This window comes from Aliiroseovarius sp. F47248L, from assembly GCF_023016085.1.
Classification (GTDB): Bacteria; Pseudomonadota; Alphaproteobacteria; order Rhodobacterales; family Rhodobacteraceae; genus Aliiroseovarius.
Genome location: NZ_JALKBF010000001.1, coordinates 1,230,445 through 1,254,205 on the forward strand (window position 1 = coordinate 1,230,445; position 23,761 = coordinate 1,254,205).

Sequence of the window (23,761 nt, forward strand, 5' to 3'; positions counted from 1 at the left end):
TTATCCTTTGGTCACGTTGACTGGGGCGGTGTTTTCGCCGCCATTTTCGATGGCCCAGTTGGCATTGGTCTTGATCCCGCCCAGCGGGAAGAAATGCACCTGAGTGATGTTGAAGTCAGGATCGGCCGCCTTGTGGTTGGCCAGTTCGTTCAGAACCTCTGTTGGTTCATAGGGCAGAAGCAGCTTGGTCACATCCATCGCGCGCTTTTGCAGCACTTTCAGCGATGGGCCGACACCGCAAGCGATGGCAAATTTGATCAGCGTTTGCAGCTTGGCGGGGCCAGCGATGCCGATATGGATAGGCAGATCGACGCCTGCCTCTTTCAAGCCATCGGCCCATTTGATGATGGGGCCAGCCTCAAACGCAAACTGCGTTGCCAGTGCCATCTTCGCATCCGTTCGCTCCGAGAATTTCTGTTTCCAGAGAAGGGCTTCCATGACGTTCTTGCGTGATCCGTCCGGGTCAATGTCGCGGTTTCCCTCCGGGTGGCCTGCGACGTTCAACTGAGTGAACCCGGCTTTGTCGAACAGACCGGTTTCAAGCAACTGCATCGAGCTGTCGAAATCGCCATGCGGCTTTTCCACGCCGCCAGCCAGCAGAAGCGCCTGCTTCACATTCGCCTCGCCTTGATAGCGCGCGATCCAGTCGGCCAGCGTGGCCTCATCCTTGATGATGCGCGCGGGGAAGTGCGGCATGACCTCGAAGCCTTCGGCGTTGATGCGTTTGGCGGTGGCGACCATCTCGTCAATCGGGGTGCCGTCGATATGAGCGATATAGACGCGCGTGCCTTCGGGCAGCAGATCGCGGAAATCTTCGACCTTCTCAGCGGTGCGGGGCATTACCTCGATCGAATAGCCTTTCAGGAAGTCCTGAAGGGCGGGGGACGCGGACGTGGCCTGACCTTCGGTCGGCTTTCTGCGGAAGTTCAACAGCGCCATGGCTGCCTCCTTTATGCGGGACAGGCTTACGCCCATCCGTCGTTGCCAATCAGAGCGATCAGCCGCTCTTTGTCGTATTCCGCGTCGATCTTGGCGGCTTCTGCCGCCGCAATTTCTTGCGGGTCTCCGTCCACGGTATAGGGGGCTGCCTTGCGCCATTCCGCCAGATAGGCGTCGCTGTCTTTCGCGTTCACCTTCATGGCGGCCCGGTCGATGGCCTGTTCGAACCGCTCGGGCAGCGGGGCTTTGGCCCCACGGCGCCCTTTGCCAACGATCACCTGGGCGGGAATGTCCCTCCAAAACACGATGGTTACGTCTGGCATGCGAATCTTCCTCCTCCGCTGTTCATTACCTACGCGTGGGCAGGGCGTTTCCTGCGTCGTTTTTCGACATCACGCAGACCACAAGCGACCTGCGTGACCCGGATTGGCTTCAGGATTGGCTTGTGTGGGATACGTCAGATGAACCCGTGCTGCCATGGGGGCGGGACTGAAAATTTCTCAAGATGATTATGTGTGGTGACGAATTTGTGCGCCTGACATGCAGGGAAGGGATTGTCAGACACCGGGCGCGGCCCTATCTTGAACATAACTTGAAATGGAGGGCGTGAGCTATGGCGCCCAAGCGTCCCGAAGGTGCGGGCGCGTTCCCGAAAGCGGTCGATACCCCCGCGCCGTCACCCGTGGATCCGGCCAGCCTCTATGCGGCTCTGGACCTTGGAACAAACAGTTGTCGAATGCTGGTTGCCCAACCGAAGGGAAGCCAGTTTCACGTCGTGGACAGCTTTTCGAAATCTGTACAGTTGGGCAATGGGCTGGAAGCGTCGGGCCGGTTAAGCCGATCATCCATGTCGCGCACGGTTCAGGCCTTGCGAATTTGCCGCAAGAAGCTGATCAAGCATGATGTAAAGCGGATGCGACTTGTGGCAACCGAAGCGTGCCGCCGCGCGTCAAACGGCAGAAGTTTCATGAACTACATCCGGCGCGAAACCGGGTTGGAGCTTGAGATCATCAAGCCCGAAGAAGAAGCGCGCCTTGCCGTCGTGTCCTGTGCGCCCCTGGTGTCGACCAAGACCGAACAGCTGCTGGTTGTCGATATCGGCGGCGGCTCGACCGAGCTTGTTTGGATTGACCTGTCGAAAGTTCCGCCGCTGGAAAGACCGCGCTCCATTATGCGCATGGGGCGTGGCTTCATCGGTGGGGTCAGCGACTTTCCTGCCGCCAGCGTTGTGGATTGGATATCGGTGCCCTTGGGCGTCGCCACCCTGCGCGAGATGTTCGACGATGTCGAAGACGACGCAGGCCGCTACGCCCTGATGTCGGTGCATTTCGAAGAACAGCTGGCAGGCTTCAGTCCGTTCCATCACGAACCCCCGCGCGAGGGGTTTCAGATCATCGGCACATCCGGCACCGTGACGACCGTTGCAGCGACCCATCTGGGGCTGCGCCGTTATGACCGCACAAAAGTTGACGGGTTGCGCATGACTTCTGACCAGATCGAACGGGTGATCCAAGGCTATCTGGCGCTCGGCCCGCAGGGGCGACGGATGAACTCGCATATCGGGCGCGACCGGCAATCGCTGATCATGTCTGGCGCTGCGATCCTGCAAGCGTTATTGCGGGTCTGGCCCACGGATCGGTTAAGCGTCGCAGACCGCGGCCTGCGCGAGGGCATCTTGTATTCGCAAATGTCTGCGGACGGCGTTTTGGAAGGCGGACCATTCTGATGACAGGAACAGGTGGCAAAAAAGGCGGACGGGTGCGCAAAAGCTCGGGCCGCGGACAACGGGATTTGACCGTGAAGGTGAAAACTGCGCGGGGACGAACGAACAGTTCCACTCGCTGGCTGCAACGGCAACTGAATGACCCGTATGTAGCGCGTGCCAAAGCCGAAGGCTTTCGTGGGCGCGCGGCGTTCAAAATTATGGACCTGGACGACAAGTTCCGGTTTCTGGTGAACGGCGCGCGGGTCGTCGATCTGGGCTGTGCGCCCGGTGGTTGGGCGCAGGTCGCCGTGCCGCGCATCAACGCGCTTGGAGAAAAAAGTGGCAAGAAGATTGGCACGTTTCTGGGTATCGACCTGCAAGAGGTTGAGCCATTGGCAGGGGCAAGCTTCCATCAACTTGATTTCATGGAAGACGACGCGGATGTGGTCGTGAAAGATTTGCTGGGCGGCAAGGCCGATGTGGTCATGTCTGACATGGCGGCGTCCAGTTCTGGACATAAGCAGACGGACCATCTGCGCATCATCGCCTTGTGCGAGGCGGCGGCCTATTTCGCGTTTGATGTGCTGGACGAGGGTGGCACGTTTGTCGCGAAGGTTCTGGCAGGCGGTGCCGAAGGCGAGTTGCAAAAGCTGCTCAAACAGAAGTTTGAAAAGGTCATGAACGTCAAACCACCCTCCAGCCGGTCAGACAGTTCCGAAAAATTTGTGGTTGCCATGGGCTTCAAGGGCTGATTGACCGCAGGGATGGATCGGGCAAGACGTCGAATGCGTGTCTTGGCCCGTCGCCTTTTGGATGGTTCTTGATGATCTGTCCTGCAAACTTAGACACTATCACAGACACGCGCGAATCCCGTGGTTCATCCACCGGTCATCGCACATCGCAGAGAGGCAACGATATGAGAGCGCAACCCAAAGCCAGCCACTTCATCGGCGGTGAGTATGTCGAAGATACCGATGGTGCTGTGATTGACGTGATCTTTCCGGCCACGGGCGAGGTTATTGCGAAACTGCACGCTGCCACTCCTACGATTGTCGACAAAGCTCTGTATGCCGCCAAGTCTGCGCAAGGCGCATGGGCTGCGATGACAGGTACCGAACGGGGCCGCATTCTGCGCCGCGCCGCCGATATCATGCGCGAGCGCAACCACGATCTGTCGGTTCTGGAAACGCTCGACACCGGCAAACCCTATCAGGAAACCAGCGTGGCCGACGCCACATCCGGCGCGGACGCGATGGAGTATTTCGGGGGGATTGCGGGCAGTCTGACTGGCGACCATATCCAGCTTGCCAACGGTGATTTTGTTTACACACGCCGCGAAGCCTTGGGTGTTTGTGTCGGCATCGGGGCGTGGAACTATCCCACCCAGATCGCCTGCTGGAAAGCAGCGCCTGCGCTGGCCTGCGGAAACACGTCTGTATTCAAGCCCTCCGAAACGACACCGCTGTCGGCCTTGAAGGTGGCAGAAATCCTGATGGAAGCGGGCGCCCCTGCAGGCATTTTCAACGTGGTACAAGGCTATGGCGAGGTTGGTGCCGCCCTCGTCACCGATCCACGCGTGGCCAAGGTGTCACTGACCGGGTCCGTGCCGACCGGCAAAAAGGTTTATGCTGCCGCTGCCGCCGAAATGAAGCACGTCACGATGGAGCTTGGCGGTAAATCCCCGATGATTGTCTTTGACGATGCCAATGTTGAAAACGCAGTTTCAGGAGCTATTCTGGGCAACTTCTATTCGTCCGGGCAGGTTTGTTCCAACGGAACGCGGGTCTTTGTGCAGAAAGGCATTAAGGAGGCGTTCTTGAAGCGTCTGGCCGAACGTCTGGACGGTGCCATAATCGGCGATCCGCTGGACCCAGAAACCAGTTTCGGTCCGATGGTCAGTGAAGGCCAGATGAACATCGTCATGAATTATATCGAGAAGGGTAAAGAAGAGGGTGCGCGTCTGGTTTATGGCGGCGAACGCATTGAGGGCGATGGCTTCTATTTGAAGCCCACCGTCTTTGCCGATGTGACCGACGACATGACCATCGCCCGTGAAGAGATTTTCGGCCCAGTCATGTCGGTCTTGGATTTTGACACCGAAGACGAGGTGATGACCCGCGCCAACGCGACCGAATTCGGGCTGGCCGCCGGGGTGTTCACCAACGATCTGACCCGCGCGCACCGCGTCGTGGCTGGGTTCGAAGCGGGCACGTGTTACATCAACACCTATAATGACGCGCCGGTCGAGGCACCGTTCGGAGGGTCAAAGGCATCTGGTGTAGGTCGCGAGAACTCAAAAGCGGCGATTGAGCATTATTCGGAATTGAAAACTGTCTATGTGCGCCTGAGCGATCTGGAAGCGCCGTTTTGATCGGGTGACCGCGTCAATTGCGGCTGGTAAACAGGTATGGGTCTGAGAGCGGCAGATAGTATCCGGTGGCCGAGATGAAAACGGTTTTTCCGACCCACGCGTCATCGGGCAGGTCAAACTGAACTTCGGTGCGTTCACCGTAGCCTAGGATCAGCTCCTGCCCGTCCTCTTTGGTCAACTCCACCGGCCATACGGCGAGGTATGTTTCTTCAACTCCCTCGTCATCTTGCAGGACCAGGGTGATTTGGTCGATATGGGCCAGTTCGTGTTCTTTCTCGCGAATTTCCAACCGTCCGTCGAAATGGGAAAGCTTCAATCGGTCGGTGCGTTTCTTGCCGGGTGAGGTTGCCCCCAGCAGGAAATGGTTTTCTTCGATCCAGATGTCGCCGTCGTTCTGATAGGTATAGATATAGGGACAACTGCCAATGCCGCCCCCGGCGAACAGTATGAAATTGTTGGGATCATGCTGGCGGAAGTCATAAGATGTGCCGTCGACCTCCACCGCCTGAATGGACCATGCGGGACCGTATTCAAATCGCTCGACCAGTTCCGGTATGCGCCCCTTGGGAACGCCGGACGGGGGCAGGGCAAACAGCAGGTTTGTCTGTTCGTTGGGATGCACGAACGCAATCATTTTGGACTTCGAAACCACGGCCTCCTCCCGGATTGTCTCGCTCTGTGCATAGTTGTCGCGATAGCCAGAGACGATCCAATCGAAAAACTCGGGCAGCAGCGGCATTTCGATGCGAATGGGGATGACCAGCTTTTCACCCGGCGCCAGCATGCCCGGCGGCCAAAGCCGTTTTTCGACAGGACGCGCAGCCGCCAGCAGAGCCTGAGTGTCTTCGTGGCGTCGCAATGTCTTCGCATCGGTTTCGGCAACGCTGAACGCCCCCACATCCATCGGCGTATCACCGACATTTTCCAGCACCGCGACCAGCAGATCGGCGCTGCGAGTCTTGGCGGTGAACGCCCATCCGTAATGCACTCCCGGTTCGCCCATCACGATGGCATAGTTCGGGGGCAAGCCATTTCGCGCAAGGTAGCGCAAGGCATCAAGGGGTCTGTGGTCAATGCGACGACCCTCAAAATATCCTGCTCCCGCATTGGCAAATAAACCGCGTTCGGATCGCAGGCGAAGTTCGCTGTCACTGCGCGCATCATCGGATAGATCAAGCGCGCGTCCCAGATAGGCGTCATAACGGGCCTCGTAATCCTCAAGATCAGCCGCGGTGAGGGATCGCCACAACGTGGGAGCGGTCATTTTCGATCCATACTCGACCCATTCGGACGGGCCCTGGGATGTGCCCCAATAGGCGTTATAGCCCGTCGGAATCGCATATTTTTGAAACAAGGATTGGGCGGCCTCAAGATCAGGAACAAACAGTTCGCCCGGGCCAAAAACACGCCAGCCATCGTTTGCCTTCAGGTCAGGCATTGCGCCCGCGTCTGTGTCAAACACTTTAATGTCCGCGTTGACCTGCTGTGCGTAATCGGCAAGACCCGTGCTGAAATCCCCGCCCTCAAATCCCACGTTGCCGGACAGATAACTGCCCCCGATCTCCTGCCCGAACTTGTCTGTCAGATTTCGGATTTCGTGATGAATGGCGTTGTTGACGATGGCTTGTTGGCCGCCCAGGTATTTTTCCCACTCAGGCGACAGTTTGCCGTTGATCAGAAAACTCTGCCCGATTCCGCCAAGTCGGTAATAGACCACACGAAAGCGGGGTTTCTTTTCCCTGTCGCGATAACAGACAACAGTCACATCACCGCCGACATCCTGGATGACCGGACTGCAGTTTCCATAGGTTGTGACGTCCTGAGCGTTGACTGCATAGGGCAGGGCGGTCAAGGCCGCGATACGTGCCGCCCACCTAATCATTGCTTCCTGTAAAGGTGACGTTGCCACCTGTTTCCCGAATGATCGGGCTGTTGTCCCCGCTTGTGGACATACCGCCACCGGTGTCAGTTCTGTTGGCTTGCGACGGTGGGGAAGGAGCATCAGAGGTGAAAAACCCTGCCTTGTCTGCCGCTGCAAGAAGTGTCGCGACAGCCGTCACGACGGCCGCAATGCCTGTCAATATACCGGGCACTGTCTTCCAAAATGACTTATCTTCAGGCTTATTTGTGCCGTTTTCCTGTGGTTTCTGGTCTGTCATCAAGGTTGGATGCGAATGATCCGTTACCTAAGAATACGTTAAAAACCGGGTCCAAACAACTAGGTGTATATTGGTAGTTTTGCGAGCAGTTCCAATATGCGGAGGCTAGCAGGCCGACGGCAATCACGAAATGCAGTTTGACGAGGCGATCGGGCCAGTGCTGCGCAGAGTTCAATGTCTAACCATTGAACCAACGAGGCAAAAGAACGGCAACGGACAGAGAACAAGGGCCTGACGATATTGGTAGGCGCAGGATTGAAGTGGATCGTTAAAAAGACCGAAAGCACTTGTGTGTTTTCTCAGAAGTCATTCAGACAAAAGGAAGATTGGTGCGATTTAGACGCGATGACACAAAGAACTAGTTCAAACTGTGACTAGCTCGAGTGTCGTGGCGGAGAGACAGGGATTCGAACCCTGGGTAGGCTTGCACCCACAACGGTTTTCGAGACCGCCCCGTTCGACCACTCCGGCACCTCTCCGCGGGGGTCTTGCGGGGGGCATAATTCGCTCGCGCGGCATGTGCAAGCCATTTTTTGAACAAATCATTGCCGACCTGCGGTTTCGTGATCGGGCAGAGCTTGGCACTCGAACTCAGCGGGGCTAGGCTGCGGGAAACAAACCATTCGAAAAGGCACATGTACCAATGAAACTCAACAGATTGGCGCCGTTATTTGCCATCGTGCTCGTTTTGCTGGGGGTGGCGTCTCAGGCAAAAGCAGCGGAAGAACAGGACATTCGCAACTTCCTTCAGGTAACGGGTTTTGACGTTGCAATTGCCTCGATCCAACAGGGTGCCATGGCGGGGCCGGCTTTGACTGGTGAAGATCCTGATGTGTTTGGCCGACAATGGGTCAAGCTGGCTGAAGAGGTCTTTGATCCAGACGAAATGATCAGCGAAGCGGTTGAGATGCTGGGCGCGGTGATGCCTGATGAGCTTCTTGATCACGGTTCTGCTTTTTATAGCAGTCCGCTGGGCCAGCGTTTGGTCGAGGTAGAAAATGAAAGTCACATGGCCGACGACACCGAGAAATACGAAGAAGGCGAGCGATTAACGGGGGAACTGCTGGAACAGAACAGCATCCGTATCGATCTGTTTCGCGAGATGGGCGTGGCGATCGGATCGACGGATACTGCAGTGAAGTCGATCGTAGAAATTCAGGTCCGGTATCTGATGGCGGCGGTAGCAGCCGGAGTCAGCAACTTCGATATCTCGGAAGAGGATTTGCGCCTGATGCTGATGGAGCAGGCGGGCGAGATGCGTAAGAATATCGAGGTGAACAGCCTTGTTGCCAACGCATATGCTTATCGTGCGCTTTCCGATGAAGAGTTGATCGACTATCTCGCGGCGCTTCAGGATCCGAAAATGGGCCAGGTTTATGAGATTCTAAACGCTGTTCAGTATCAGATCATGGCCGAACGATATGAAACATTGGCCAGCCGATTGGTCGATTTGCGCCCTGAGCAGGAACTGTGATGCCTATCCGACTGCGACAGTCTGTGGAAGTCGCAGTGGTTCTGGTTCTGCTGGCGGTTTCAGGTGGTGCAACTGCGGGCTGGGCAGGGTCGATTGATACATCACCCTCTGCGCAAATCGAGGCGCAGACCTACGACAAACTGTGGTCGCTTTTACGGTTGAACGACCTGTTGGAGATTATGCACGAGGAAGGCGCCAATATGGCGTTGGAGGCCGATGTTGACCTGTTGGGTCATCCCGGCGGCGCGCCATGGCGCAAGCGAGTGCAAGCCATCTATGATATCGAGCGGCTGAAGGCGGACGCCGAAATGGCGATGGAATCCGCGCTGGATGCGGTTCATCTGCACGCCTTATGTGATTTCTATGAATCTGATGACATGCAAAGCGTTGTCGATCTTGAAATCACCGCGCGCCGTGCTTTTCTGGATACCGAAGTCGAAGAGCGCGCCCGTAGCGCGTGGTTAAGTGGTCGGGCTCTGACGCCACACGAGGACGCCATCTTGCGATTTGTCGAGGTCAATGATCTGGTCGAACGCAATGTGATGGGAGCGTTGAATTCCAATTATGCGTTTCTGCGTGCAATGACCGACGCCCATCCTGTGCCCGCCGAGAAACTGACCGAGCAGGAAATCCTGTTCGAGGTCTGGTCGCAAGAGGTCGAAATCCGGCGCGACACGTCAGAATGGTTGTTTGCCTTTCTATCGACGGCTTATAGCCCGGTTTCGCAAGAGGTGCTGGACGACTATGTGGCGTTTTCCGAGACGGAAGCCGGGCACGCGCTGAACCACGCGATGTTTGAAGCGTTAGATCAGATTTATATCCGATTGTCCGCAGACCTTGGCCGTGCTGTCGGTGAGTTCGGGGCGCAGCAGGATCTATAGCTCGAGCGTCAGATGAAAGCGGGGGCAGGGTGTCCGCGATCAGTCCTCGGGCACCCCGTCCAGACCTTTCAGCCCGTCAACCATCTCGCTCAGCTGATCTTTGTATCTACGCCATTTTCCGATGGACGAGTTGTAAAGCGGTTGCCGCACTTGAGCCAATGACAGTGTTTTTACGTCACGGTCGGTCTTGTGGAAGTCCAGACAGGCGTCCTCCCACTCCAACTCGCAAAATTCCAACAGCTTGCGCACTTCGACTTCGGGGTTGGCAACAAGGGCTTCATACTCGATCTCATAGATACGTTCGGGCGCCATGTCCCGCCACAGGGCAAGGTATTCAGTAAACAGGCGATAGGTCTCGACAAGATCGGATTGTGTGTAAGTGTAAAGATGCAGGCCCGTAACGAAACGGTTTTTGAACATCGACCACAAATTGTCGCGTGGATCGCGTCGCAGGGCAACGATCTTGGCATTGGGCAGCGCCAGCCACGCCAATGGCGCGATTTGATAGGTCGAGATAGTTTTGTCGGTGATCCGTTCCGCCCCCGGAACACGAATGTCGATGGCGGCTTGATAGTCGCGTCCGATTGCTTCGAGCTGCTCTGGGGTCATATCTGCAATGGTGCCGCCATCACGGTCTGTCTGTGCTACCGACTGAAAGGCCAGCGGATGCAGGATGCTTAATTCATCCCCGCCGGTGATCGTGGAATGGCTTGCCAGAATCTGTTCGACCAGCGTGGTACCTGACCGGGGCAGGCCGGTGACAAAGATGGTCTGGTTGTCCAAATATCCGACCTTGCCGATCCGGTCTTTGTCGAAGCCTTCAAGAAACGCGCCGAGCTTGTTGAAATCCCGCTGTGCTTTGTCACGGTCGTAGGGGTGGCGCTTTGCCATGATCTTGTTCGCGCGGGAAAGATACTGCCACGCCTGATCGTAGTCGCCGATGTCTTCCATTACTTTCAAAAGACCATAACCCAGATCCATGCGACCTTCGTCCGGCAGGTCATCGCGCAACCACAGGTCTTTCATTTCAGCAACCACTGGATCATCTGCGGCAAGTTTCTTGCCATGTGCAATCATCCGGTAAATCGCGCCAGAGCGGACGTCGCGCGCAAGCGCCTCTCGCAGAACGGTATCGGCTTTGTCCATCGCGCCTTCCTGTTGCAGGATATTGGCAGCAATGGTGACGACACGCAGGCTGTTTGGATCCGCCTTCAATGCTGCGTCAACACGTTCATGCGCGGCTTCAGGGTCACCGGCCAACTTGTGGGCGACCGCCCCAAGAGCAAGTGTCTCACCGGTCGGTCCCGCAAGTCGCTCTAGATGGTCCAGATCCGTCATGGCCGGGGCTGCGCTTTCCAGCGTCAGATATGCCTGCGCCCGCGTCATCAGGGCCAGACGGTTGTCCGGGTCCTGTTTCAAAAGCCTGTCAAGGCATTCCACCGCTTCATGCGGGGACCCGAGATCCTGATAGAGTTTGCCAAGATTGCCAAGAACAATCGGGTTGTGCGGGATCAATCGCCGGGCGTGCAGCAGCATCGGTTTGGCGTCCTGATGACGTCCGGCGGCCAAAAGAACTTGCCCCAGCTGTGCTGCGGCCTCGCCGTAATCCGGGTCAATGGCAAGGGCCGCGCGAAAAGCGGTCTCGGCTTCGTCGATGCGTCCCAGACTGGCCAGCGCCGCGCCATGTATGGTCGACAGTATTTCGCTGCTTCCGCGCGTGGCAATCAACTGACGGGCTTGAGCTTCGGCGTCGCTCATCTGACCAGCATTGATTTGGGCGACCAACTTGTTGATCTCGGCGGTGGTCACATTGGACGAAACGCGTGATGTGCTGGTCTGGACGGTGTTCATCGCTTTCACGATCGCCTTGCGATCACGCTGGCCAAGGTTGGCCGTTTTCAACTGGGCCTTGGCTGCTTTCCGGGCGTCGTCATCGCCGTAAGCAGCAATGGCGGCCGCATAGGCCTGCCAGACCTTCATTTCGCCGGGCGCCAAACTGGCGGCTCGGGCCAGAAAGTAGCTTGCATCCTTGGGGCGCCCGGCCTGCATATGAATCTGGCCCATATGGAAAGGGATTTCGGCGCGTTTCGGAGCCAATTTAGCAATCTGTGCCAACAGGTCCAACGCGTCACGTGGTTTGCCACTACGTGCAAGTCCCATCGCGCGATTGAACATGGCCGGGATCTGGTTTGAATTCAGCGGCAGCATCGCAGGCTCCTTGCGCGTGGATCAGGGGGCATGTGCAAGGGTCGCACGTGCGGGATGTTTCCTTTCATGGCCTAATATGTCATGCCAAAGGTCGCAAGTGGTGTTCCGTGTCAGCGTTGGATCGGAACTGGGTCTGAAGCCAAGGGCTATTTTCCTTGGATACCGGGTTGACTTGCAGACCAATTCGCCCGATAAGCCGCCACTCCTACCGGGAAATTCCTGTGTGGGGGCGTTTAACTTTGCCCATCGGGGCGCGCTGTTCGAGGTAAGTGAAGGGATCACCCCTTCGACAAACACCGGCCCTGCCGGGACCACAGAATGCGGAATATGAAGGAAGATCAAATGTTTGCGGTTCTGAAAACCGGCGGCAAGCAGTATAAAGTCCAGGCAGGAGACGTTTTGCGCGTCGAGAAGCTGGCAGCTGCAGCAGGCGAAAAAGTCCAGTTCAACGAGATTCTGATGGTTGGTGCAACCGTCGGCACCCCCACCGTATCCGGTGCAGGCGTGCAGGCCGAGGTCATCGACCAGATCAAAGGCGAAAAAGTCATTCACTTCGTGAAGCGTCGCCGTAAGCACAGCTCGAAGCGTACCAAGGGTCACCGTCAGCAACTAACGCTTTTGCGCGTGACCGACATCCTTGAAAAAGGTGCGGACAAGTCGGGCGTGAAAGCTGCCATCGGCGCAGGCTCGGTATCGGGTGGCGTTGATGCTGCTCCGGCCAAGAAAGCTGCTCCGAAAAAAGCTGCTCCAAAGAAAGCCGAGAAAGCTGAAGCTCCGGCAGCCGCTGCTGCAGATGACCTGACAGCAATCACCGGTGTCGGCCCCGCCGCCGCCAAGAAGCTGGCCGACGCTGGCATCACCACCTTCGCCCAACTTGCGGCCGTTGACGTTGACAGCTTCGAAGCCGTCAAGGTTAAGCCCGAGTGGGTTGAGCAGGCCAAGACACTGGCCTAATCTGAGCTAAGGAGAGATAGCATGGCACATAAAAAAGCAGGCGGTTCATCCCGTAACGGCCGCGACTCAGCCGGTCGTCGCCTTGGCGTGAAGAAATTCGGTGGTCAGATCGTGATTCCCGGCAACATCATCGTGCGTCAGCGCGGCACCAAAATGTGGCCGGGCGCGAATGTTGGTATGGGCAAGGATCATACGATCTTCGCGACTGTCGAAGGTCACGTCCAATTCCATAAGGGCCTGAAAGGTCGCACCTTTATCTCGGTTCTTCCGGTGGCGGAGGCCGCTGAGTAAGCCGAACCTGACAAGGTTGTGAAAAACCAGGGGCCGGCTGTGAAAGCCGGCCCCTTTTCTTTTTGTTTCAAATACCTATCTGCCATTCATCGGGAAATCACAATTTGGTCTTATTGCCCCCCATATCCTGCGATATGTCCATTTGGAAGAACTGACCAACCCGGTGCGTTCTGCGCTTTTCAGAGGAGGGAAAGCCATGAAGCATGTTGAGATCACTCGCCAACCGCTGATAGAAGCGGAACGCTTTGTGCTCCGCCCCGTCCGTCGGTCGGATGTGGGGATGTTGTCCATGTATACCGCAGATAAGCGCGTCGCCTCGGGCACGCGTTCGATCCCACACCCTTTGCCACCCGGCACGACTGAAGCATTCATTGAACGGTCACTGCACGATCACCGGAACGAAGACGTTTGGGTGATGGACGGTGCAGGCGCCGATGGGCGCGAAGTTCTGGGTGTGATCAGTCTGACCCATCTGGATCGGGCGCAATCGCAACTTGGGTATTGGGTCGCGCCAGGGTTCTGGAATACCGGGATCGCGTCAGAAGCGGTACAGGCAATCGTTGCGGCCAACCCACAAGAAAACACTTCGATATTTGCCGAGGTGTTTCAGGACAACGCAGCATCAGCCCGTGTGCTGACCCATGCGGGGTTTGAATATATCGGGGATGCCGAAAGCCACTGCGTCGCGCGCAACGCCAATGTACCAACTTGGACTTACATCAATAAGATATCATAACCCATTGCCATGGAAAATGAATACCTTGTTAAGACGAAGCGTTTGACGCTCCGTTCTTTGACAACTGAAGATGGCGAACAGATTGTCAGCTTGCTGAACGACTACGACGTTTCGCGTTGGCTAACCGTTGTGCCCCATCCCTATAAGCTGACCGATTTCAATGGGTTTCTGGCTCATCTGGCCGACACGTCTGCGCTGGGTGGGTTGGCAATCGAAGAAGACGGACGGGTGTTGGGGGTGGTTGGACTTGATCCGACACTTGGCTATTGGCTGGGACGCGCACATCAGGGGCGCGGTGTCATGACCGAAGCCGCGAAGGCTTTGGTGGACTGGGCTTTTACAAATCTTGAAATCGACCAGATCGGTTCGGGCTATTTTCGGGGAAACACCGCATCGCACGCCGTGTTAAGCAGGCTTGGTTTTCGCCCAACCGGCCTGATCGAACGTGTAAATTGCGTCGCGCAAGGTTCAGATATCGAACTGATAAAAGTCGATCTGAGCCGAACAGATTGGTCGTCGCGCCCATGATGACCCGTTTGATCACAGACCGATTGATGATGCGCCGTGCACAGCCTGCGGATGTCGACGCCTTTCATGCGCTTGTATCGCATTTTGACTTAGTGCGCATGACCTCAAGCTGGCCGTGGCCTTCGGATCCGGCGTTCACAAAGTCGCGTTGTGTACCCTGCGATCCAGCGATGGGTATGGCAGGTCCGGTTTTTCACCAACGCCAACTTGTTGGGGCCATGGGCGTCTTATGTCGTGACGAAAGCGGCCCGGAACTCGGATACATGTTCGCGCCGGACCATTGGAGCAAAGGGTTCGCCTCCGAGATGGCGGCAAAGCTGATCGCGCATGTTTGGGCGCGCTACGACTGGGATGTGATCGGTGCGACGGCGTTTGAAGATAATCCAGCTTCGGTGCGGGTGCTGTCCAAGTTGGGATTTGTCGAAACCGAACCGACAACCGGCAGATGCAGGGCACGCAATGGCGACTTTCCACTGCGCAGCTTCACATTGTCGCGACCTACACATCCGTAAGCTGTTTGTACCGCAAACCGCCTTGAACTCTTGAGCCTCGGCTCATTTCCCTCTATCGCCAATATCGTAACCAGAAAAGGCGTGTGCCCCATGAAATTCCTCGATCTCGCAAAGGTCTATATCCGTTCGGGCTCCGGCGGCGGGGGCTGCGTGTCGTTTCGGCGCGAGAAATATATCGAATATGGCGGCCCCGATGGCGGGGACGGCGGACGTGGCGGCGACGTGGTTGTTGAGGTCGTCGACGGGCTGAACACGCTGATCGATTTCCGCTATCAACAGCATTTCTTCGCAGGCAACGGGCGCCCGGGAATGGGTCAGCAACGCACCGGGGCGGACGGCGATGATATAGTCTTGCGGGTGCCTGTGGGAACCGAGATCCTCGACGAAGACCAGGAGACCGTGATCGCCGACATGACCGAAGTCGGACAGCGGTTCGTGCTGGCCAAGGGCGGTAATGGCGGTTTCGGCAACCTGCATTTCACCAGTTCGACCAACCGCGCGCCGCGCCGTGCCAATCCGGGGCAGGAGGGAGTTGAACGCACGATCTGGCTGCGCCTGAAACTGATCGCAGATGTGGGGCTGCTGGGTCTGCCCAACGCGGGAAAGTCGACCTTTCTGGCCGCCACATCGAACGCGCGGCCCAAGATTGCGGATTATCCCTTCACCACGTTGCACCCCAATCTGGGCGTGGTCGGCGTGGACGGGGCCGAGTTCGTGGTGGCCGACATTCCGGGCCTGATCGAAGGTGCCTCCGAAGGGCGTGGTCTGGGCGATCTGTTCCTTGGGCATGTGGAACGCTGCTCGGTCCTGTTGCATCTGGTCGATGGCACATCCCAAGATGTGGTCGAGGATTGGCAGACCATCATCACCGAGATTGAGGCCTATGGCGATATTCTGGGCGGCAAGCCGCGGGTCACTGTTTTGAACAAGATCGATGCGCTGGATGATGACGAACGTGCCGAGAAGCGAAAGGCGCTTGAGACTGTGGCGGGTCCCGTCATGCTGATGTCTGGTGTGGCTCATGAAGGCACGACCGACGTGTTACGTGCCTTGCGCAAACAGATCTCGGACGACCGCATTCGCCAAAAACCCCAAGAGGAGAAGCAGACGTGGCAACCCTGACCGATGCCAATCGGATCGTTGTCAAGATCGGCTCGGCGCTTCTGGTCGATGTCGCGACGGGTGCGTTGAAGTCAGACTGGTTGCACTCGTTGGCGGCAGATGTGGCCGCACTGAAGACGCGGGGCGCTGATGTGGTGCTGGTGTCTTCCGGCTCCATCGCTCTGGGGCGCGGCGTGTTGGGCCTGCCTGCGGGCACTTTGCCCTTGGAGCAATCACAGGCCGCCGCCGCAGTTGGTCAGATCCGGTTGGCCCGCGCGTATGAAGAGGCTTTGACCCCCTTGGGCGCAACCACTGCGCAGGTCTTGGTAACGTTGGAAGACAGCGCCGACCGAAGACGTTACCTGAACACGCGCGCGACGTTGGAAACCCTTTTGTCGCTGGGCGTCGTGCCCATTGTGAACGAAAATGATACCGTTGCCACAGACGAAATCCGCTTTGGTGACAATGATCGTCTGGCCGCCCAAGTGGCTGTCACGGTCGGAGCGGATCATTTGGTGCTGCTCTCCGACGTGGATGGCTTTTACTCTGGCAACCCCAAAGATGACCCCTCGGCCACGCGCTATGACTTGATCGACGCCATCACGCCCGAGATCGAGGCGATGGCAGGCGATGCAGGCACTGGTCTGTCGAAGGGTGGCATGAAAACCAAGGTGATGGCCGCGAAAACCGCGACCGGGGCAGGGTGCGACATGACGATCACACTGGGGTCGCGTATGAACCCGTTGACTGCCCTGGCCGAAGGTGCTGCATCGACCCTGTTCACCGCACGCACCGACCCCAAAGCGGCCCGCAAGCATTGGATTGCGTCGATGAAATCGCGCGGCGCGGTGGTGGTCGATCAGGGGGCGGAACGGGCTCTGCGCTCAGGCAAATCTCTGCTGCCCGCCGGTGTAGCCGCTGTGCGGGGTGATTTCCAACGCGGCGATCCGATTGAAATACACGGGCCCGACGGCACCCATCTGGGCGCCGGTCTCAGCCGCTATACTGCGGAAGAAGCCCGCGCGATCAAAGGCCGCCGCTCGGACCAGATTGAACCCATTTTGGGCTATCCGGGCCGCGCCGCCCTGATCCACCGCGACGACATGGCTCTTTAAGGGCAACAACAAAGGGACAAGCACACGATGAGCGAAGACATCACATCCATGATGACCGAGATTGGCCGCCGCGCACGCGACGCGGCCAAGCATCTTGCCTTCGCTCCGCCCGAGGCCAAGGAAAAGGCACTATTAGCCGCGGCAGACGCCTGTTGGGACCGACGGGCCGAGATCATCGCGGCCAATGAGAAAGATATGGCCTTTGGGCGCGACAAGGGCCTTTCGCCTGCAATGATGGACCGTCTGATGCTGGACGAGGATCGCATCAAAGGGATGTGCGATGGGCTGCGTGCCGTGGCCGGGCAAGCCGATCCGGTGGGCGAAGTGCTTGAGGAATGGGATCGTCCCTCGGGCCTTCATATCAAGCGGGTGCGCACGCCTTTGGGCGTCATCGGCGTGATCTATGAAAGCCGCCCCAACGTGACTGCGGATGCGGGTGCTTTGTGCCTGAAGGCCGGGAACGCTGTGATCCTTCGCGGCGGCTCAGAGAGCTTCCATTCTGCGGGTCTGATCCACGCCTGTCTGCAAGACGGGTTGCGTGCCGCCGATCTTCACGAAGATGCAATCCAACGCGTGCCAACTCGTGATCGCGGGGCGGTCAGTGAAATGCTGACCATGACCGATTACATCGACGTGATCGTGCCCCGTGGTGGCAAGGGGCTGGTGGGATTGGTCCAGCGCGAGGCGCGCGTGCCGGTCTTTGCCCATCTTGAAGGCATCGTGCATGTCTTCATCGACAAGGACGCCGACCCCGACAAGGCTGCGCGGGTGGTGATGAACGCCAAGACCCGACGCACCGGCATTTGCGGCGCAGCGGAGTGTCTGTTGATTCACCGCGACGCGGTGGCCTTGGGGCAGAAGGTCTTGAACGACCTGATGGAAGCCGGGGTTGAGGTTCACGCGGGCGAGGGGCTGACCGGCACCATCGCCGCCACGGAGGATGACTGGGGCAAGGAGTTTCTGGACAGCATCATCGCCGCGCGGATCGTCGATAATGTGGACGGCGCGATTGACCATATCAACCGCTATTCCTCGTCCCATACTGACGCGATCCTGACGGAAAATGACGCGACCGCCGAACGGTTCTTCACGCGGTTGGACAGTGCCATCTTGATGCGCAATGCCTCGACCCAGTTTGCCGATGGGGGCGAGTTCGGCATGGGGGCCGAGATCGGCATCGCCACCGGCAAGATGCACGCGCGCGGGCCGGTGGGGGCCGCGCAGCTGACATCGTTCAAATATCTGGTCGAAGGGGATGGGACGATCCGCACCTGACCCCCTAGAATTCCACGCTGATCGAATGCTCGGACAATGTGACGCCAGCGGTGCGGTTCTGGCGTTCGAGTTCCGGCGCAATCAGCGCGAAATGCACCTGCGCTGGTGGAACATCAATGTCGCCCCGCCGTGCGGTCAACAGGTTCCACAACTCCGCGTCCAGCTTGAGTTTGTCAGCTTGACCTCGAATTTGCCAGTGTTCGCCGTCGTTCCGCACGTCTATGCGACCGCCCCAGGGCATCGCGGTCTCAAAGCATTGAAGGATCAGAAATGCCAGTTTGACCGCACCACGCGGTTGGTTGCCGTTTGGTTGCCAGTTCACCTCGATCTTGCGGCCATCCACACCGGGCGCCAGAACAGCGTGAATTTCATTTTCCGCGATCATCTGATCGTCATTGGCAGCGCCGAATGCGACGCGGAAATAGCGGATCCGTAGGTTTGCATTGGTGACGCTTTCCGCAATCAACGCCATTTCCGGGCTATCTGCCATCCCTGAAAGCTGCAACAGTTCAACTCCGTTGCCGATCGCTCCCAGTGGGCTGATAAGATCGTGGCAGATACGAGAACCGATAAGCGCCGTCAGGTCGCGGTCTTGCTGAGTCATAGAAGATACCTTGGAAAGGAAGTCGGATGAATATGGGATCGTTGTTGGAACCGGGTATGTTGGTGCGTCATCCCCAGAAACCCGATTGGGGGCTTGGGCAGGTGCAGTCCAATATCGGTGGCAAGATCACGGTGAATTTCGAACATGCCGGAAAGCAAGTCATTGTCGCGGATCGCATAGACCTCATCCCAATTTATGAACCTCCAAAAACAACTTAAAGTAGGTTATGTATATTACGCACAACCCTAGAACCTAACGCGTTCAGTTGCAAACCCGAACCCATCGCCATAAAAGCCCAGCAAAGTTAGCAAAACGTTAATGATGATGACCGACCCTGATTTTGTCCTGCGCTTGGCCCAAGATGAGGCTGACCTGATCGCGGCCCAGCGATTGCGTTATGATGTGTTCATCGATGAGTTGGGCGGCACAGGAGATCTGATCGATCATGATGCCCGGTTAGAACGTGATGCGTTTGACCCCTATTTCGATCATCTGATCCTGTTTGATCAGGCCCGCGAAGGGTGTCCTGCGGTGGGTGTCTATCGGCTGCTAAAAGGCGACAGCCTGTCGATAACCGACAACACTGTTTCACGGTTCTATTCCGAGGATGAATATGACCTGACCCTTCTGAGAACTTCGGGACGTAAGTTGTTGGAATTGGGTCGTTCCTGCCTCCATCCGGATTATCGTGGCGGCAGAGCTATGATGGTTCTATGGGGCGGGCTGGCCGACTATGTGGCCGAACACGAGATCGACCTTATGTTCGGTGTCGCTTCGTTTCACGGCACCGATATTGACGCGCTGGCTGCACCATTATCATTGCTCCACCACCGTCATTTGGCCCCCGACGCGTTGCGGGTAAAAGCGCAAGCAGCACATTACCAAGCCATGAACCTGATGGAAGAAGAACAGATCGACAGGCCCGCTGCAATGCGGGCTGTGCCATCCTTGATCAAAGCCTATCTGCGGTTGGGGGGGTATGTCGGTGACGGAGCATATGTTGATCATGCGTTCAACACGACCGATGTATGTTTGATTATGGATACCAAGCAAATGAGCGCGAGACACAAGGCCATTTATTCTACAAAGGCGCGCGCATGACAGCCCTCTGGCAAGGCGAGCCAGAGCCGCACGCATTCCATCCGTCTGGTATGGATTGGGTGCGTATCGTTGCGCGCGGGCTTCCTTTGGCGGTGCTTGTTTTTGGAGGTTTGGGTGTGCTGTTGTTGATCCGCTTGATCGAACGGCCGTTTTTTGGGATCAAACGTCCCTTTACACCTCGTATCACGCAGTTTGTCTGTCGCACGGCCTTTCTGATCCTTGGTATTCCGTTCAAAGCAATCGGAACCCCGATGCGTCAGAAAGGGGCGGTGGTCGCCAATCACGCGGGGTGGCTGGATATTTTCTCGCTCAACGCCAAGAAGCGCGTCTATTTCGTGTCGAAATCCGAGGTCGCAGACTGGCCCGGCATTGGCTGGCTGGCGCGTGCAACGGGCACCGTGTTCATCAATCGCGACCGGCGTGAAGCGACCCAACAGATCGAAGTCTTCCGCGAGCGTCTTCAGGCCGGGCACAAACTGTTGTTTTTCCCGGAAGGTACGTCCAGCGATTCACGCCGCGTTCTACCTTTTAAATCAACGCTTTTTGCGGCCTTCTTCACGCCGAAACTACGCGAATTCATGTGGGTGCAGCCGGTGACTGTGCGCTATATTGCGCCTGACGGCGTCGATCCGCGCTTCTATGGCTGGTGGGGCGACATGGATTTCGCACCGCATCTGGTCCAAACTCTTGCAGCCCGCAAGCAAGGCCGCATTGAAGTGATTTATCATCCCCCGATCAAAGTGTCGGAGTTTACCAATCGAAAAGATCTGGCGGCATATTGCGAAGCCGCCGTGCGGGACGGCTTGGGCGAGTTAGACGTCGAACCTGCTTAGCCTTCCATCGTAGCCAACAGCCGGGTCAGCGTTGCCGATGGATCATCTGTGCGCCAAATCTCTTCGCCGATGGCAAAGAAATCGGTGAAGGGGGTCAGGGCACGGATCGTGTCTTCGTCCAATGCGCCTTCGGCCACTACGGGCACTTCGATCATCTTTGACCACCAGTCGAACAGGTCCGCTTCCGCGCGTGTGCCATCCCCAAGCCCGCTTGCGCCTGCAGGCCCAAAGCTGACGTAATCCGCGCCGACTTCTCCGGCTGTCATGCCGTCATGGCGCGAGACGGCGCAAAAAGCTCCGACAATGGAGTCAGCTCCCAGATCATCGCGGGTCTTGCGCACCCGACGCGCACCGTCGCTCAGATGTACGCCGTCCAGTCCAAGGCGTTCGACCATCAATGCGTGATCTGTAATCACGATCGGCACATCACGGGCATGGGCCACCTCGCGGCAGGCGTCGGCGGCGCGCATGATGCGGTCCTCGTCCGATGTGGCGAGCGACAGCCGAAGACAGGCCGTGTCATGAGTATCCAGCACGTAAGCCAACTGTTCGGGAAAACGCGACAGTTCAAACTCGGGCGGTGTCACAAGATAGAGCTGGGGAAGTTCAATGTCTGTCTCGGCCATCGCGCGCGATCCTCTTCGTGGGGTGTTTGCAGCTTCATAGACGGCTAGAGCGTCTTTGCAAGCCTGACAAGGGGTTGGGCGTCACTTAGGGGGCAGGGTGGTGACATATTCAAGTGCCAAGTGAAGCAACGCAGCGCGTGCGTCTTCGGCAGCCATCGCCTCGGGTCCAGCGTCTATGAAGCCCCCCATACGGCGCCCTGTAAAGGCCATCGGTTTTGCTCCTGGCACGGCAAGTGCTGCGGCTTCATTTTCCTTGCCGACGCGATACATCGCTCCGTCCATGTGCACCCCGCACAGCATGTTTCCATTCAGCATGAAGGCAACGCCACCGAACATCCGTTTCTCCTCCAGACCTTGAAGATCTGCCAGATCGTCCTTGAGAAGCTCATATAGCCCTTCGTCATACGCCATGTGCGACCTCGTGCTTGCCCTGATCCTGCGCTCAGCGTATCACGCGCCCAATCAAAAGGAAGGGTCGGCGGTGGCGGATCAAAAGACGGATACTCTGGGGCCGCAGCCCGAAATCGTGCTGGTGCGCCCACAAATGGGTGAAAACATCGGCGCGGCAGCGCGGGCAATGCTGAATTTCGGGCTGGAACGTATGAGGATCATCGCCCCGCGTGATGGCTGGCCGAACCCGTCAGCGGTTGCCATGGCGTCCGGGGCTGGGCGGGTGCTGGACAAGGCGGGGGTCTACGACACGCTCGCGGACGGGGTTGGTGACTGCGATTATGTTTATGCCACGACGGCACGCTCACGCGATCTGGCAAAACCGATCCTTAGCCCTGAACGCGCGATGGCCGAGGCGCGGGCGATGCGGGCAGCGGGCAAGAAGGTTGCGATCCTGTTCGGGCCAGAGCGGACCGGATTGGAAAATGACGAAGTGGCGCGGGCCAACGCGATCATATCGGTCCCGGTGAACCCGGAATTTGCGTCGTTAAACCTTGCGCAATGCGTGTTGTTGACGGCCTATGAATGGCGCCGCCAGACGACCGATGTTCAACATGACGTGATGGAATGGGCCGGGTCCGAACGCGCGCAGGCGATCGAGGTCGAGAAACTGGCCGAGCATTATGAAACCCGTCTGGATGAAGCTGGATTCTTTTATCCGCCGACAAAAGCTCCTGTAATGAAAACCGCTCTGCGCAATATGTGGAGCCGGATGCCGATGACCCGCGCTGATGTGCAGATTTTTCACGGTATCCTGCGCCAGTTGCTCAGGGGCAAACAGAACTGATCAGGATTTGCGGGTGGCGGCCATGACCCAAATGACGGCTAGAACCAACGATCCGACCGCGTTCAGATTCGCCATGGTGATGCCAAACATCTCCCACGGGATTTCGTCGCAGCGGATCAGGGGGGCTTCGTTGATCTTCGACAGCAGATCGTCAACAGACAGGTCGGCCACGCCGCCACCTGTGCAGGCGGTCGGGCCGTCCCACAGCTTGCGTTCGACGCCCGAGTGATAGAAGCCCAGCGCCGATGTGATCGCGGCAGCCAGTGCACCTAGCCAGGCAAGGGCCTTCTTCTTTGTCGACAGTGCCACGCCTCCAATCACAATAGCTGCGGCATGGGGCCATCGTTGCCAAAGGCACAGCTTACAGGGCGCATAGCCCAAAGCCTGAAAGAGAAACGCGCCGCCTAGGATCAGCGCCGACGAAAGGGCCGCGAAGGCAATAATCTGTGAGGTCGAAAACCGGTCAAGAAGTCTCATAGGTATTTCACCAGATAGAAACCGCCCAGCAGAATCACGACGAACAGGATGAACATCAGGCCCAATCGCCGTTCGATGAAATCACGTATGGGGGCGCCGAATTTCCACAAAAGTGCTGCAACAACGAAGAAGCGCAAACCCCGCGCGATCACACTGGAGACCATGAAGACACCAAAGTTCAATCCCGTGGACCCGGACAGGATCGTGATGACCTTGTAGGGGAACGGGGTGATGCCCGCGATCAGGACCGCCCAAGCCCCCCACTGGTTGTAGGTGTCGGCGAAGTGATCAAACTCACCTGTTTTGCCATAGAATTCCAGCACCGGTTGACCGACGCTTTCAAACAGTCCCCAGCCGATGAAGTAGCCAAACGCACCGCCAAGGACGGACGCAACCAGCGCGACCGTGGCAATGACAAAGGCGCGGGACGGGCGGGCGATGATCATCGGGATCATCAGAATATCGGGCGGGATCGGGAAGACTGAGCTTTCCAGAAACGCCACGAATGCCAACCCCCACAGCGCGTGGCGCGTGTCTGCCAACCCCATGGTCCAATCGTAAAGACGCCTGATCATCTGCGTGCCTCTTGCTTTTTGCTCACGAACCACGCCGCGTGCGTAAGGTCAAGTGACAG

At 57.6% G+C, this 23,761-nt stretch carries 27 protein-coding genes and 1 tRNA gene; 17 read left to right on the forward strand and 11 right to left on the reverse strand.

Going from position 1 to position 23,761, the window contains the following annotated elements; genetic code table 11:
• The gene (locus MWU51_RS06125) at window positions 1-939 is read right to left on the reverse strand and encodes a methylenetetrahydrofolate reductase (RefSeq protein ID WP_247035654.1); all 939 of its coding nucleotides are present in this window, start codon (window positions 937-939) and stop codon (window positions 1-3) included.
• Window positions 940-965: 26 nt separating this feature from the next.
• A complete protein-coding gene (locus tag MWU51_RS06130) occupies window positions 966-1,262 on the reverse strand; it encodes a virulence factor (RefSeq protein ID WP_247035656.1) in 297 nt (98 codons plus the stop codon).
• 290 nt (window positions 1,263-1,552) lie between these two features.
• On the opposite strand from MWU51_RS06130, the gene MWU51_RS06135 reads away from it, so the two are divergent.
• From MWU51_RS06135 to betB, 3 genes are all read left to right on the forward strand, one after another.
• On the forward strand, window positions 1,553-2,665 hold the full coding sequence (locus tag MWU51_RS06135) for a Ppx/GppA phosphatase family protein (protein WP_247035657.1): 1,113 nt from the start codon (window positions 1,553-1,555) through the stop codon (window positions 2,663-2,665).
• Window positions 2,665-3,396 carry an RlmE family RNA methyltransferase gene (locus MWU51_RS06140; RefSeq protein ID WP_247035658.1) on the forward strand — a complete coding sequence of 244 codons (732 nt, stop codon included), beginning with the start codon at window positions 2,665-2,667 and terminating at the stop codon, window positions 3,394-3,396. The genes MWU51_RS06135 and MWU51_RS06140 overlap by 1 nt, the downstream gene beginning before the upstream one ends.
• Window positions 3,397-3,560: 164 nt before the next feature.
• Window positions 3,561-5,015, forward strand: coding sequence for a betaine-aldehyde dehydrogenase (betB, locus tag MWU51_RS06145; protein WP_247035659.1), 1,455 nt, complete (start codon window positions 3,561-3,563; stop codon window positions 5,013-5,015).
• A gap of 13 nt (window positions 5,016-5,028) precedes the next feature.
• Here betB and MWU51_RS06150 read toward each other — a convergent pair whose 3' ends face one another.
• The 3 genes from MWU51_RS06150 to MWU51_RS06160 form a co-directional block, all read right to left on the reverse strand.
• Window positions 5,029-6,897, reverse strand: coding sequence for a hypothetical protein (locus MWU51_RS06150; protein ID WP_247035660.1), 1,869 nt, complete (start codon window positions 6,895-6,897; stop codon window positions 5,029-5,031).
• Window positions 6,890-7,174 (reverse strand): hypothetical protein, encoded by a 285-nt coding sequence (locus MWU51_RS06155; RefSeq protein ID WP_247035661.1) that lies wholly within the window; start codon window positions 7,172-7,174, stop codon window positions 6,890-6,892. The genes MWU51_RS06150 and MWU51_RS06155 overlap by 8 nt, the downstream gene beginning before the upstream one ends.
• Before the next feature lie 389 nt (window positions 7,175-7,563).
• A tRNA-Ser gene (locus MWU51_RS06160) sits at window positions 7,564-7,653 on the reverse strand.
• 164 nt (window positions 7,654-7,817) lie between these two features.
• On the opposite strand from MWU51_RS06160, the gene MWU51_RS06165 reads away from it, so the two are divergent.
• Both MWU51_RS06165 and MWU51_RS06170 read left to right on the forward strand, forming a co-directional pair.
• A complete protein-coding gene (locus MWU51_RS06165; RefSeq protein WP_247035662.1) occupies window positions 7,818-8,648 on the forward strand; it encodes a DUF2059 domain-containing protein in 831 nt (276 codons plus the stop codon).
• On the forward strand, window positions 8,648-9,529 hold the full coding sequence (locus MWU51_RS06170) for a hypothetical protein (RefSeq protein WP_247035664.1): 882 nt from the start codon (window positions 8,648-8,650) through the stop codon (window positions 9,527-9,529). The genes MWU51_RS06165 and MWU51_RS06170 overlap by 1 nt, the downstream gene beginning before the upstream one ends.
• Before the next feature lie 39 nt (window positions 9,530-9,568).
• Here MWU51_RS06170 and MWU51_RS06175 read toward each other — a convergent pair whose 3' ends face one another.
• Complete coding sequence (locus tag MWU51_RS06175) at window positions 9,569-11,737, reverse strand: sulfotransferase (RefSeq protein ID WP_247035665.1); 2,169 nt, start codon at window positions 11,735-11,737, stop codon at window positions 9,569-9,571.
• 342 nt (window positions 11,738-12,079) lie between these two features.
• Between MWU51_RS06175 and MWU51_RS06180 the strand changes: the two genes are divergently transcribed.
• The 8 genes from MWU51_RS06180 to MWU51_RS06215 all read left to right on the forward strand — a co-directional run bounded on the left by MWU51_RS06180 (window position 12,080) and on the right by MWU51_RS06215 (window position 18,249).
• A complete protein-coding gene (locus tag MWU51_RS06180; RefSeq protein ID WP_247038731.1) occupies window positions 12,080-12,691 on the forward strand; it encodes a 50S ribosomal protein L21 in 612 nt (203 codons plus the stop codon).
• 21 nt (window positions 12,692-12,712) lie between these two features.
• Window positions 12,713-12,982 (forward strand): 50S ribosomal protein L27, encoded by a 270-nt coding sequence (gene rpmA, locus MWU51_RS06185; RefSeq protein WP_247035667.1) that lies wholly within the window; start codon window positions 12,713-12,715, stop codon window positions 12,980-12,982.
• A 196-nt stretch (window positions 12,983-13,178) separates the two neighbouring features.
• The gene (locus tag MWU51_RS06190; RefSeq protein WP_247035668.1) at window positions 13,179-13,718 is read left to right on the forward strand and encodes a GNAT family N-acetyltransferase; all 540 of its coding nucleotides are present in this window, start codon (window positions 13,179-13,181) and stop codon (window positions 13,716-13,718) included.
• 42 nt (window positions 13,719-13,760) lie between these two features.
• A complete protein-coding gene (locus MWU51_RS06195; RefSeq protein WP_247035669.1) occupies window positions 13,761-14,246 on the forward strand; it encodes a GNAT family N-acetyltransferase in 486 nt (161 codons plus the stop codon).
• Window positions 14,246-14,758, forward strand: a complete 513-nt coding sequence (locus MWU51_RS06200) for a GNAT family N-acetyltransferase (RefSeq protein ID WP_247035670.1) — start codon at window positions 14,246-14,248, stop codon at window positions 14,756-14,758. The genes MWU51_RS06195 and MWU51_RS06200 overlap by 1 nt, the downstream gene beginning before the upstream one ends.
• Before the next feature lie 90 nt (window positions 14,759-14,848).
• Window positions 14,849-15,880: a GTPase ObgE gene (gene obgE / locus MWU51_RS06205; protein ID WP_247035671.1), complete on the forward strand. Its 1,032-nt coding sequence runs from the start codon at window positions 14,849-14,851 to the stop codon at window positions 15,878-15,880.
• Window positions 15,868-16,974 (forward strand): glutamate 5-kinase, encoded by a 1,107-nt coding sequence (proB, locus tag MWU51_RS06210; protein WP_247035672.1) that lies wholly within the window; start codon window positions 15,868-15,870, stop codon window positions 16,972-16,974. Before obgE ends, proB begins: the two co-directional genes overlap by 13 nt.
• Before the next feature lie 27 nt (window positions 16,975-17,001).
• Window positions 17,002-18,249: a glutamate-5-semialdehyde dehydrogenase gene (locus MWU51_RS06215; RefSeq protein ID WP_247035674.1), complete on the forward strand. Its 1,248-nt coding sequence runs from the start codon at window positions 17,002-17,004 to the stop codon at window positions 18,247-18,249.
• A 4-nt stretch (window positions 18,250-18,253) separates the two neighbouring features.
• On the opposite strand, the gene MWU51_RS06220 is transcribed toward MWU51_RS06215, so the two are convergent.
• On the reverse strand, window positions 18,254-18,853 hold the full coding sequence (locus tag MWU51_RS06220; RefSeq protein ID WP_247035675.1) for a histidine phosphotransferase family protein: 600 nt from the start codon (window positions 18,851-18,853) through the stop codon (window positions 18,254-18,256).
• A gap of 26 nt (window positions 18,854-18,879) precedes the next feature.
• Between MWU51_RS06220 and MWU51_RS06225 the strand changes: the two genes are divergently transcribed.
• From MWU51_RS06225 to MWU51_RS06235, 3 genes are all read left to right on the forward strand, one after another.
• Window positions 18,880-19,071, forward strand: coding sequence for a DUF3553 domain-containing protein (locus MWU51_RS06225; RefSeq protein WP_247035677.1), 192 nt, complete (start codon window positions 18,880-18,882; stop codon window positions 19,069-19,071).
• Window positions 19,072-19,171: 100 nt separating this feature from the next.
• Window positions 19,172-19,954, forward strand: a complete 783-nt coding sequence (locus MWU51_RS06230) for a GNAT family N-acyltransferase (protein WP_247035679.1) — start codon at window positions 19,172-19,174, stop codon at window positions 19,952-19,954.
• On the forward strand, window positions 19,951-20,787 hold the full coding sequence (locus MWU51_RS06235) for a lysophospholipid acyltransferase family protein (RefSeq protein WP_247035681.1): 837 nt from the start codon (window positions 19,951-19,953) through the stop codon (window positions 20,785-20,787). The genes MWU51_RS06230 and MWU51_RS06235 overlap by 4 nt, the downstream gene beginning before the upstream one ends.
• On the opposite strand, the gene MWU51_RS06240 is transcribed toward MWU51_RS06235, so the two are convergent.
• Both MWU51_RS06240 and MWU51_RS06245 read right to left on the reverse strand, forming a co-directional pair.
• The gene (locus tag MWU51_RS06240; protein ID WP_247035683.1) at window positions 20,784-21,413 is read right to left on the reverse strand and encodes a thiamine phosphate synthase; all 630 of its coding nucleotides are present in this window, start codon (window positions 21,411-21,413) and stop codon (window positions 20,784-20,786) included. The two genes, MWU51_RS06235 and MWU51_RS06240, sit on opposite strands and share 4 nt — an antisense overlap.
• An 81-nt stretch (window positions 21,414-21,494) precedes the next feature.
• A complete protein-coding gene (locus MWU51_RS06245) occupies window positions 21,495-21,824 on the reverse strand; it encodes a TfoX/Sxy family protein (protein WP_247035685.1) in 330 nt (109 codons plus the stop codon).
• Between MWU51_RS06245 and MWU51_RS06250 the strand changes: the two genes are divergently transcribed.
• The gene (locus MWU51_RS06250) at window positions 21,823-22,650 is read left to right on the forward strand and encodes an RNA methyltransferase (protein WP_281502642.1); all 828 of its coding nucleotides are present in this window, start codon (window positions 21,823-21,825) and stop codon (window positions 22,648-22,650) included. The two genes, MWU51_RS06245 and MWU51_RS06250, sit on opposite strands and share 2 nt — an antisense overlap.
• Here the strand turns inward: MWU51_RS06250 and MWU51_RS06255 are convergent, their stop codons facing one another.
• Together MWU51_RS06255 and MWU51_RS06260 are read right to left on the reverse strand one after the other, a co-directional pair.
• Entirely contained in the window at window positions 22,651-23,127 is a 477-nt protein-coding gene (locus MWU51_RS06255; RefSeq protein WP_247035687.1) for a disulfide bond formation protein B, read from the reverse strand.
• Entirely contained in the window at window positions 23,124-23,702 is a 579-nt protein-coding gene (locus tag MWU51_RS06260) for a YqaA family protein (protein ID WP_247035688.1), read from the reverse strand. Before MWU51_RS06260 ends, MWU51_RS06255 begins: the two co-directional genes overlap by 4 nt.
• Between the last annotated feature and the right edge of the window lie 59 nt (window positions 23,703-23,761).

Coding starts and splice junctions, on each gene's coding strand:
- MWU51_RS06215 (WP_247035674.1), top strand. CDS start 17,002: ATGAGCGAAGACATCACATCCATGATGACCGAGATTGGCCGCCGCGCA.
- MWU51_RS06135 (WP_247035657.1), top strand. CDS start 1,553: ATGGCGCCCAAGCGTCCCGAAGGTGCGGGCGCGTTCCCGAAAGCGGTC.
- MWU51_RS06200 (WP_247035670.1), top strand. CDS start 14,246: ATGACCCGTTTGATCACAGACCGATTGATGATGCGCCGTGCACAGCCT.
- MWU51_RS06125 (WP_247035654.1), bottom strand. CDS start 939: ATGGCGCTGTTGAACTTCCGCAGAAAGCCGACCGAAGGTCAGGCCACG.
- MWU51_RS06175 (WP_247035665.1), bottom strand. CDS start 11,737: ATGCTGCCGCTGAATTCAAACCAGATCCCGGCCATGTTCAATCGCGCG.
- MWU51_RS06155 (WP_247035661.1), bottom strand. CDS start 7,174: ATGACAGACCAGAAACCACAGGAAAACGGCACAAATAAGCCTGAAGAT.
- obgE (WP_247035671.1), top strand. CDS start 14,849: ATGAAATTCCTCGATCTCGCAAAGGTCTATATCCGTTCGGGCTCCGGC.
- MWU51_RS06260 (WP_247035688.1), bottom strand. CDS start 23,702: ATGATCAGGCGTCTTTACGATTGGACCATGGGGTTGGCAGACACGCGC.
- MWU51_RS06250 (WP_281502642.1), top strand. CDS start 21,823: ATGTGCGACCTCGTGCTTGCCCTGATCCTGCGCTCAGCGTATCACGCG.
- MWU51_RS06190 (WP_247035668.1), top strand. CDS start 13,179: ATGAAGCATGTTGAGATCACTCGCCAACCGCTGATAGAAGCGGAACGC.
- MWU51_RS06165 (WP_247035662.1), top strand. CDS start 7,818: ATGAAACTCAACAGATTGGCGCCGTTATTTGCCATCGTGCTCGTTTTG.
- rpmA (WP_247035667.1), top strand. CDS start 12,713: ATGGCACATAAAAAAGCAGGCGGTTCATCCCGTAACGGCCGCGACTCA.
- MWU51_RS06235 (WP_247035681.1), top strand. CDS start 19,951: ATGACAGCCCTCTGGCAAGGCGAGCCAGAGCCGCACGCATTCCATCCG.
- MWU51_RS06240 (WP_247035683.1), bottom strand. CDS start 21,413: ATGGCCGAGACAGACATTGAACTTCCCCAGCTCTATCTTGTGACACCG.
- MWU51_RS06140 (WP_247035658.1), top strand. CDS start 2,665: ATGACAGGAACAGGTGGCAAAAAAGGCGGACGGGTGCGCAAAAGCTCG.
- MWU51_RS06255 (WP_247035687.1), bottom strand. CDS start 23,127: ATGAGACTTCTTGACCGGTTTTCGACCTCACAGATTATTGCCTTCGCG.
- MWU51_RS06225 (WP_247035677.1), top strand. CDS start 18,880: ATGAATATGGGATCGTTGTTGGAACCGGGTATGTTGGTGCGTCATCCC.
- MWU51_RS06230 (WP_247035679.1), top strand. CDS start 19,172: ATGATGATGACCGACCCTGATTTTGTCCTGCGCTTGGCCCAAGATGAG.
- MWU51_RS06130 (WP_247035656.1), bottom strand. CDS start 1,262: ATGCCAGACGTAACCATCGTGTTTTGGAGGGACATTCCCGCCCAGGTG.
- MWU51_RS06245 (WP_247035685.1), bottom strand. CDS start 21,824: ATGGCGTATGACGAAGGGCTATATGAGCTTCTCAAGGACGATCTGGCA.
- MWU51_RS06180 (WP_247038731.1), top strand. CDS start 12,080: ATGTTTGCGGTTCTGAAAACCGGCGGCAAGCAGTATAAAGTCCAGGCA.
- betB (WP_247035659.1), top strand. CDS start 3,561: ATGAGAGCGCAACCCAAAGCCAGCCACTTCATCGGCGGTGAGTATGTC.
- MWU51_RS06220 (WP_247035675.1), bottom strand. CDS start 18,853: ATGACTCAGCAAGACCGCGACCTGACGGCGCTTATCGGTTCTCGTATC.
- MWU51_RS06170 (WP_247035664.1), top strand. CDS start 8,648: ATGCCTATCCGACTGCGACAGTCTGTGGAAGTCGCAGTGGTTCTGGTT.
- MWU51_RS06150 (WP_247035660.1), bottom strand. CDS start 6,897: ATGATTAGGTGGGCGGCACGTATCGCGGCCTTGACCGCCCTGCCCTAT.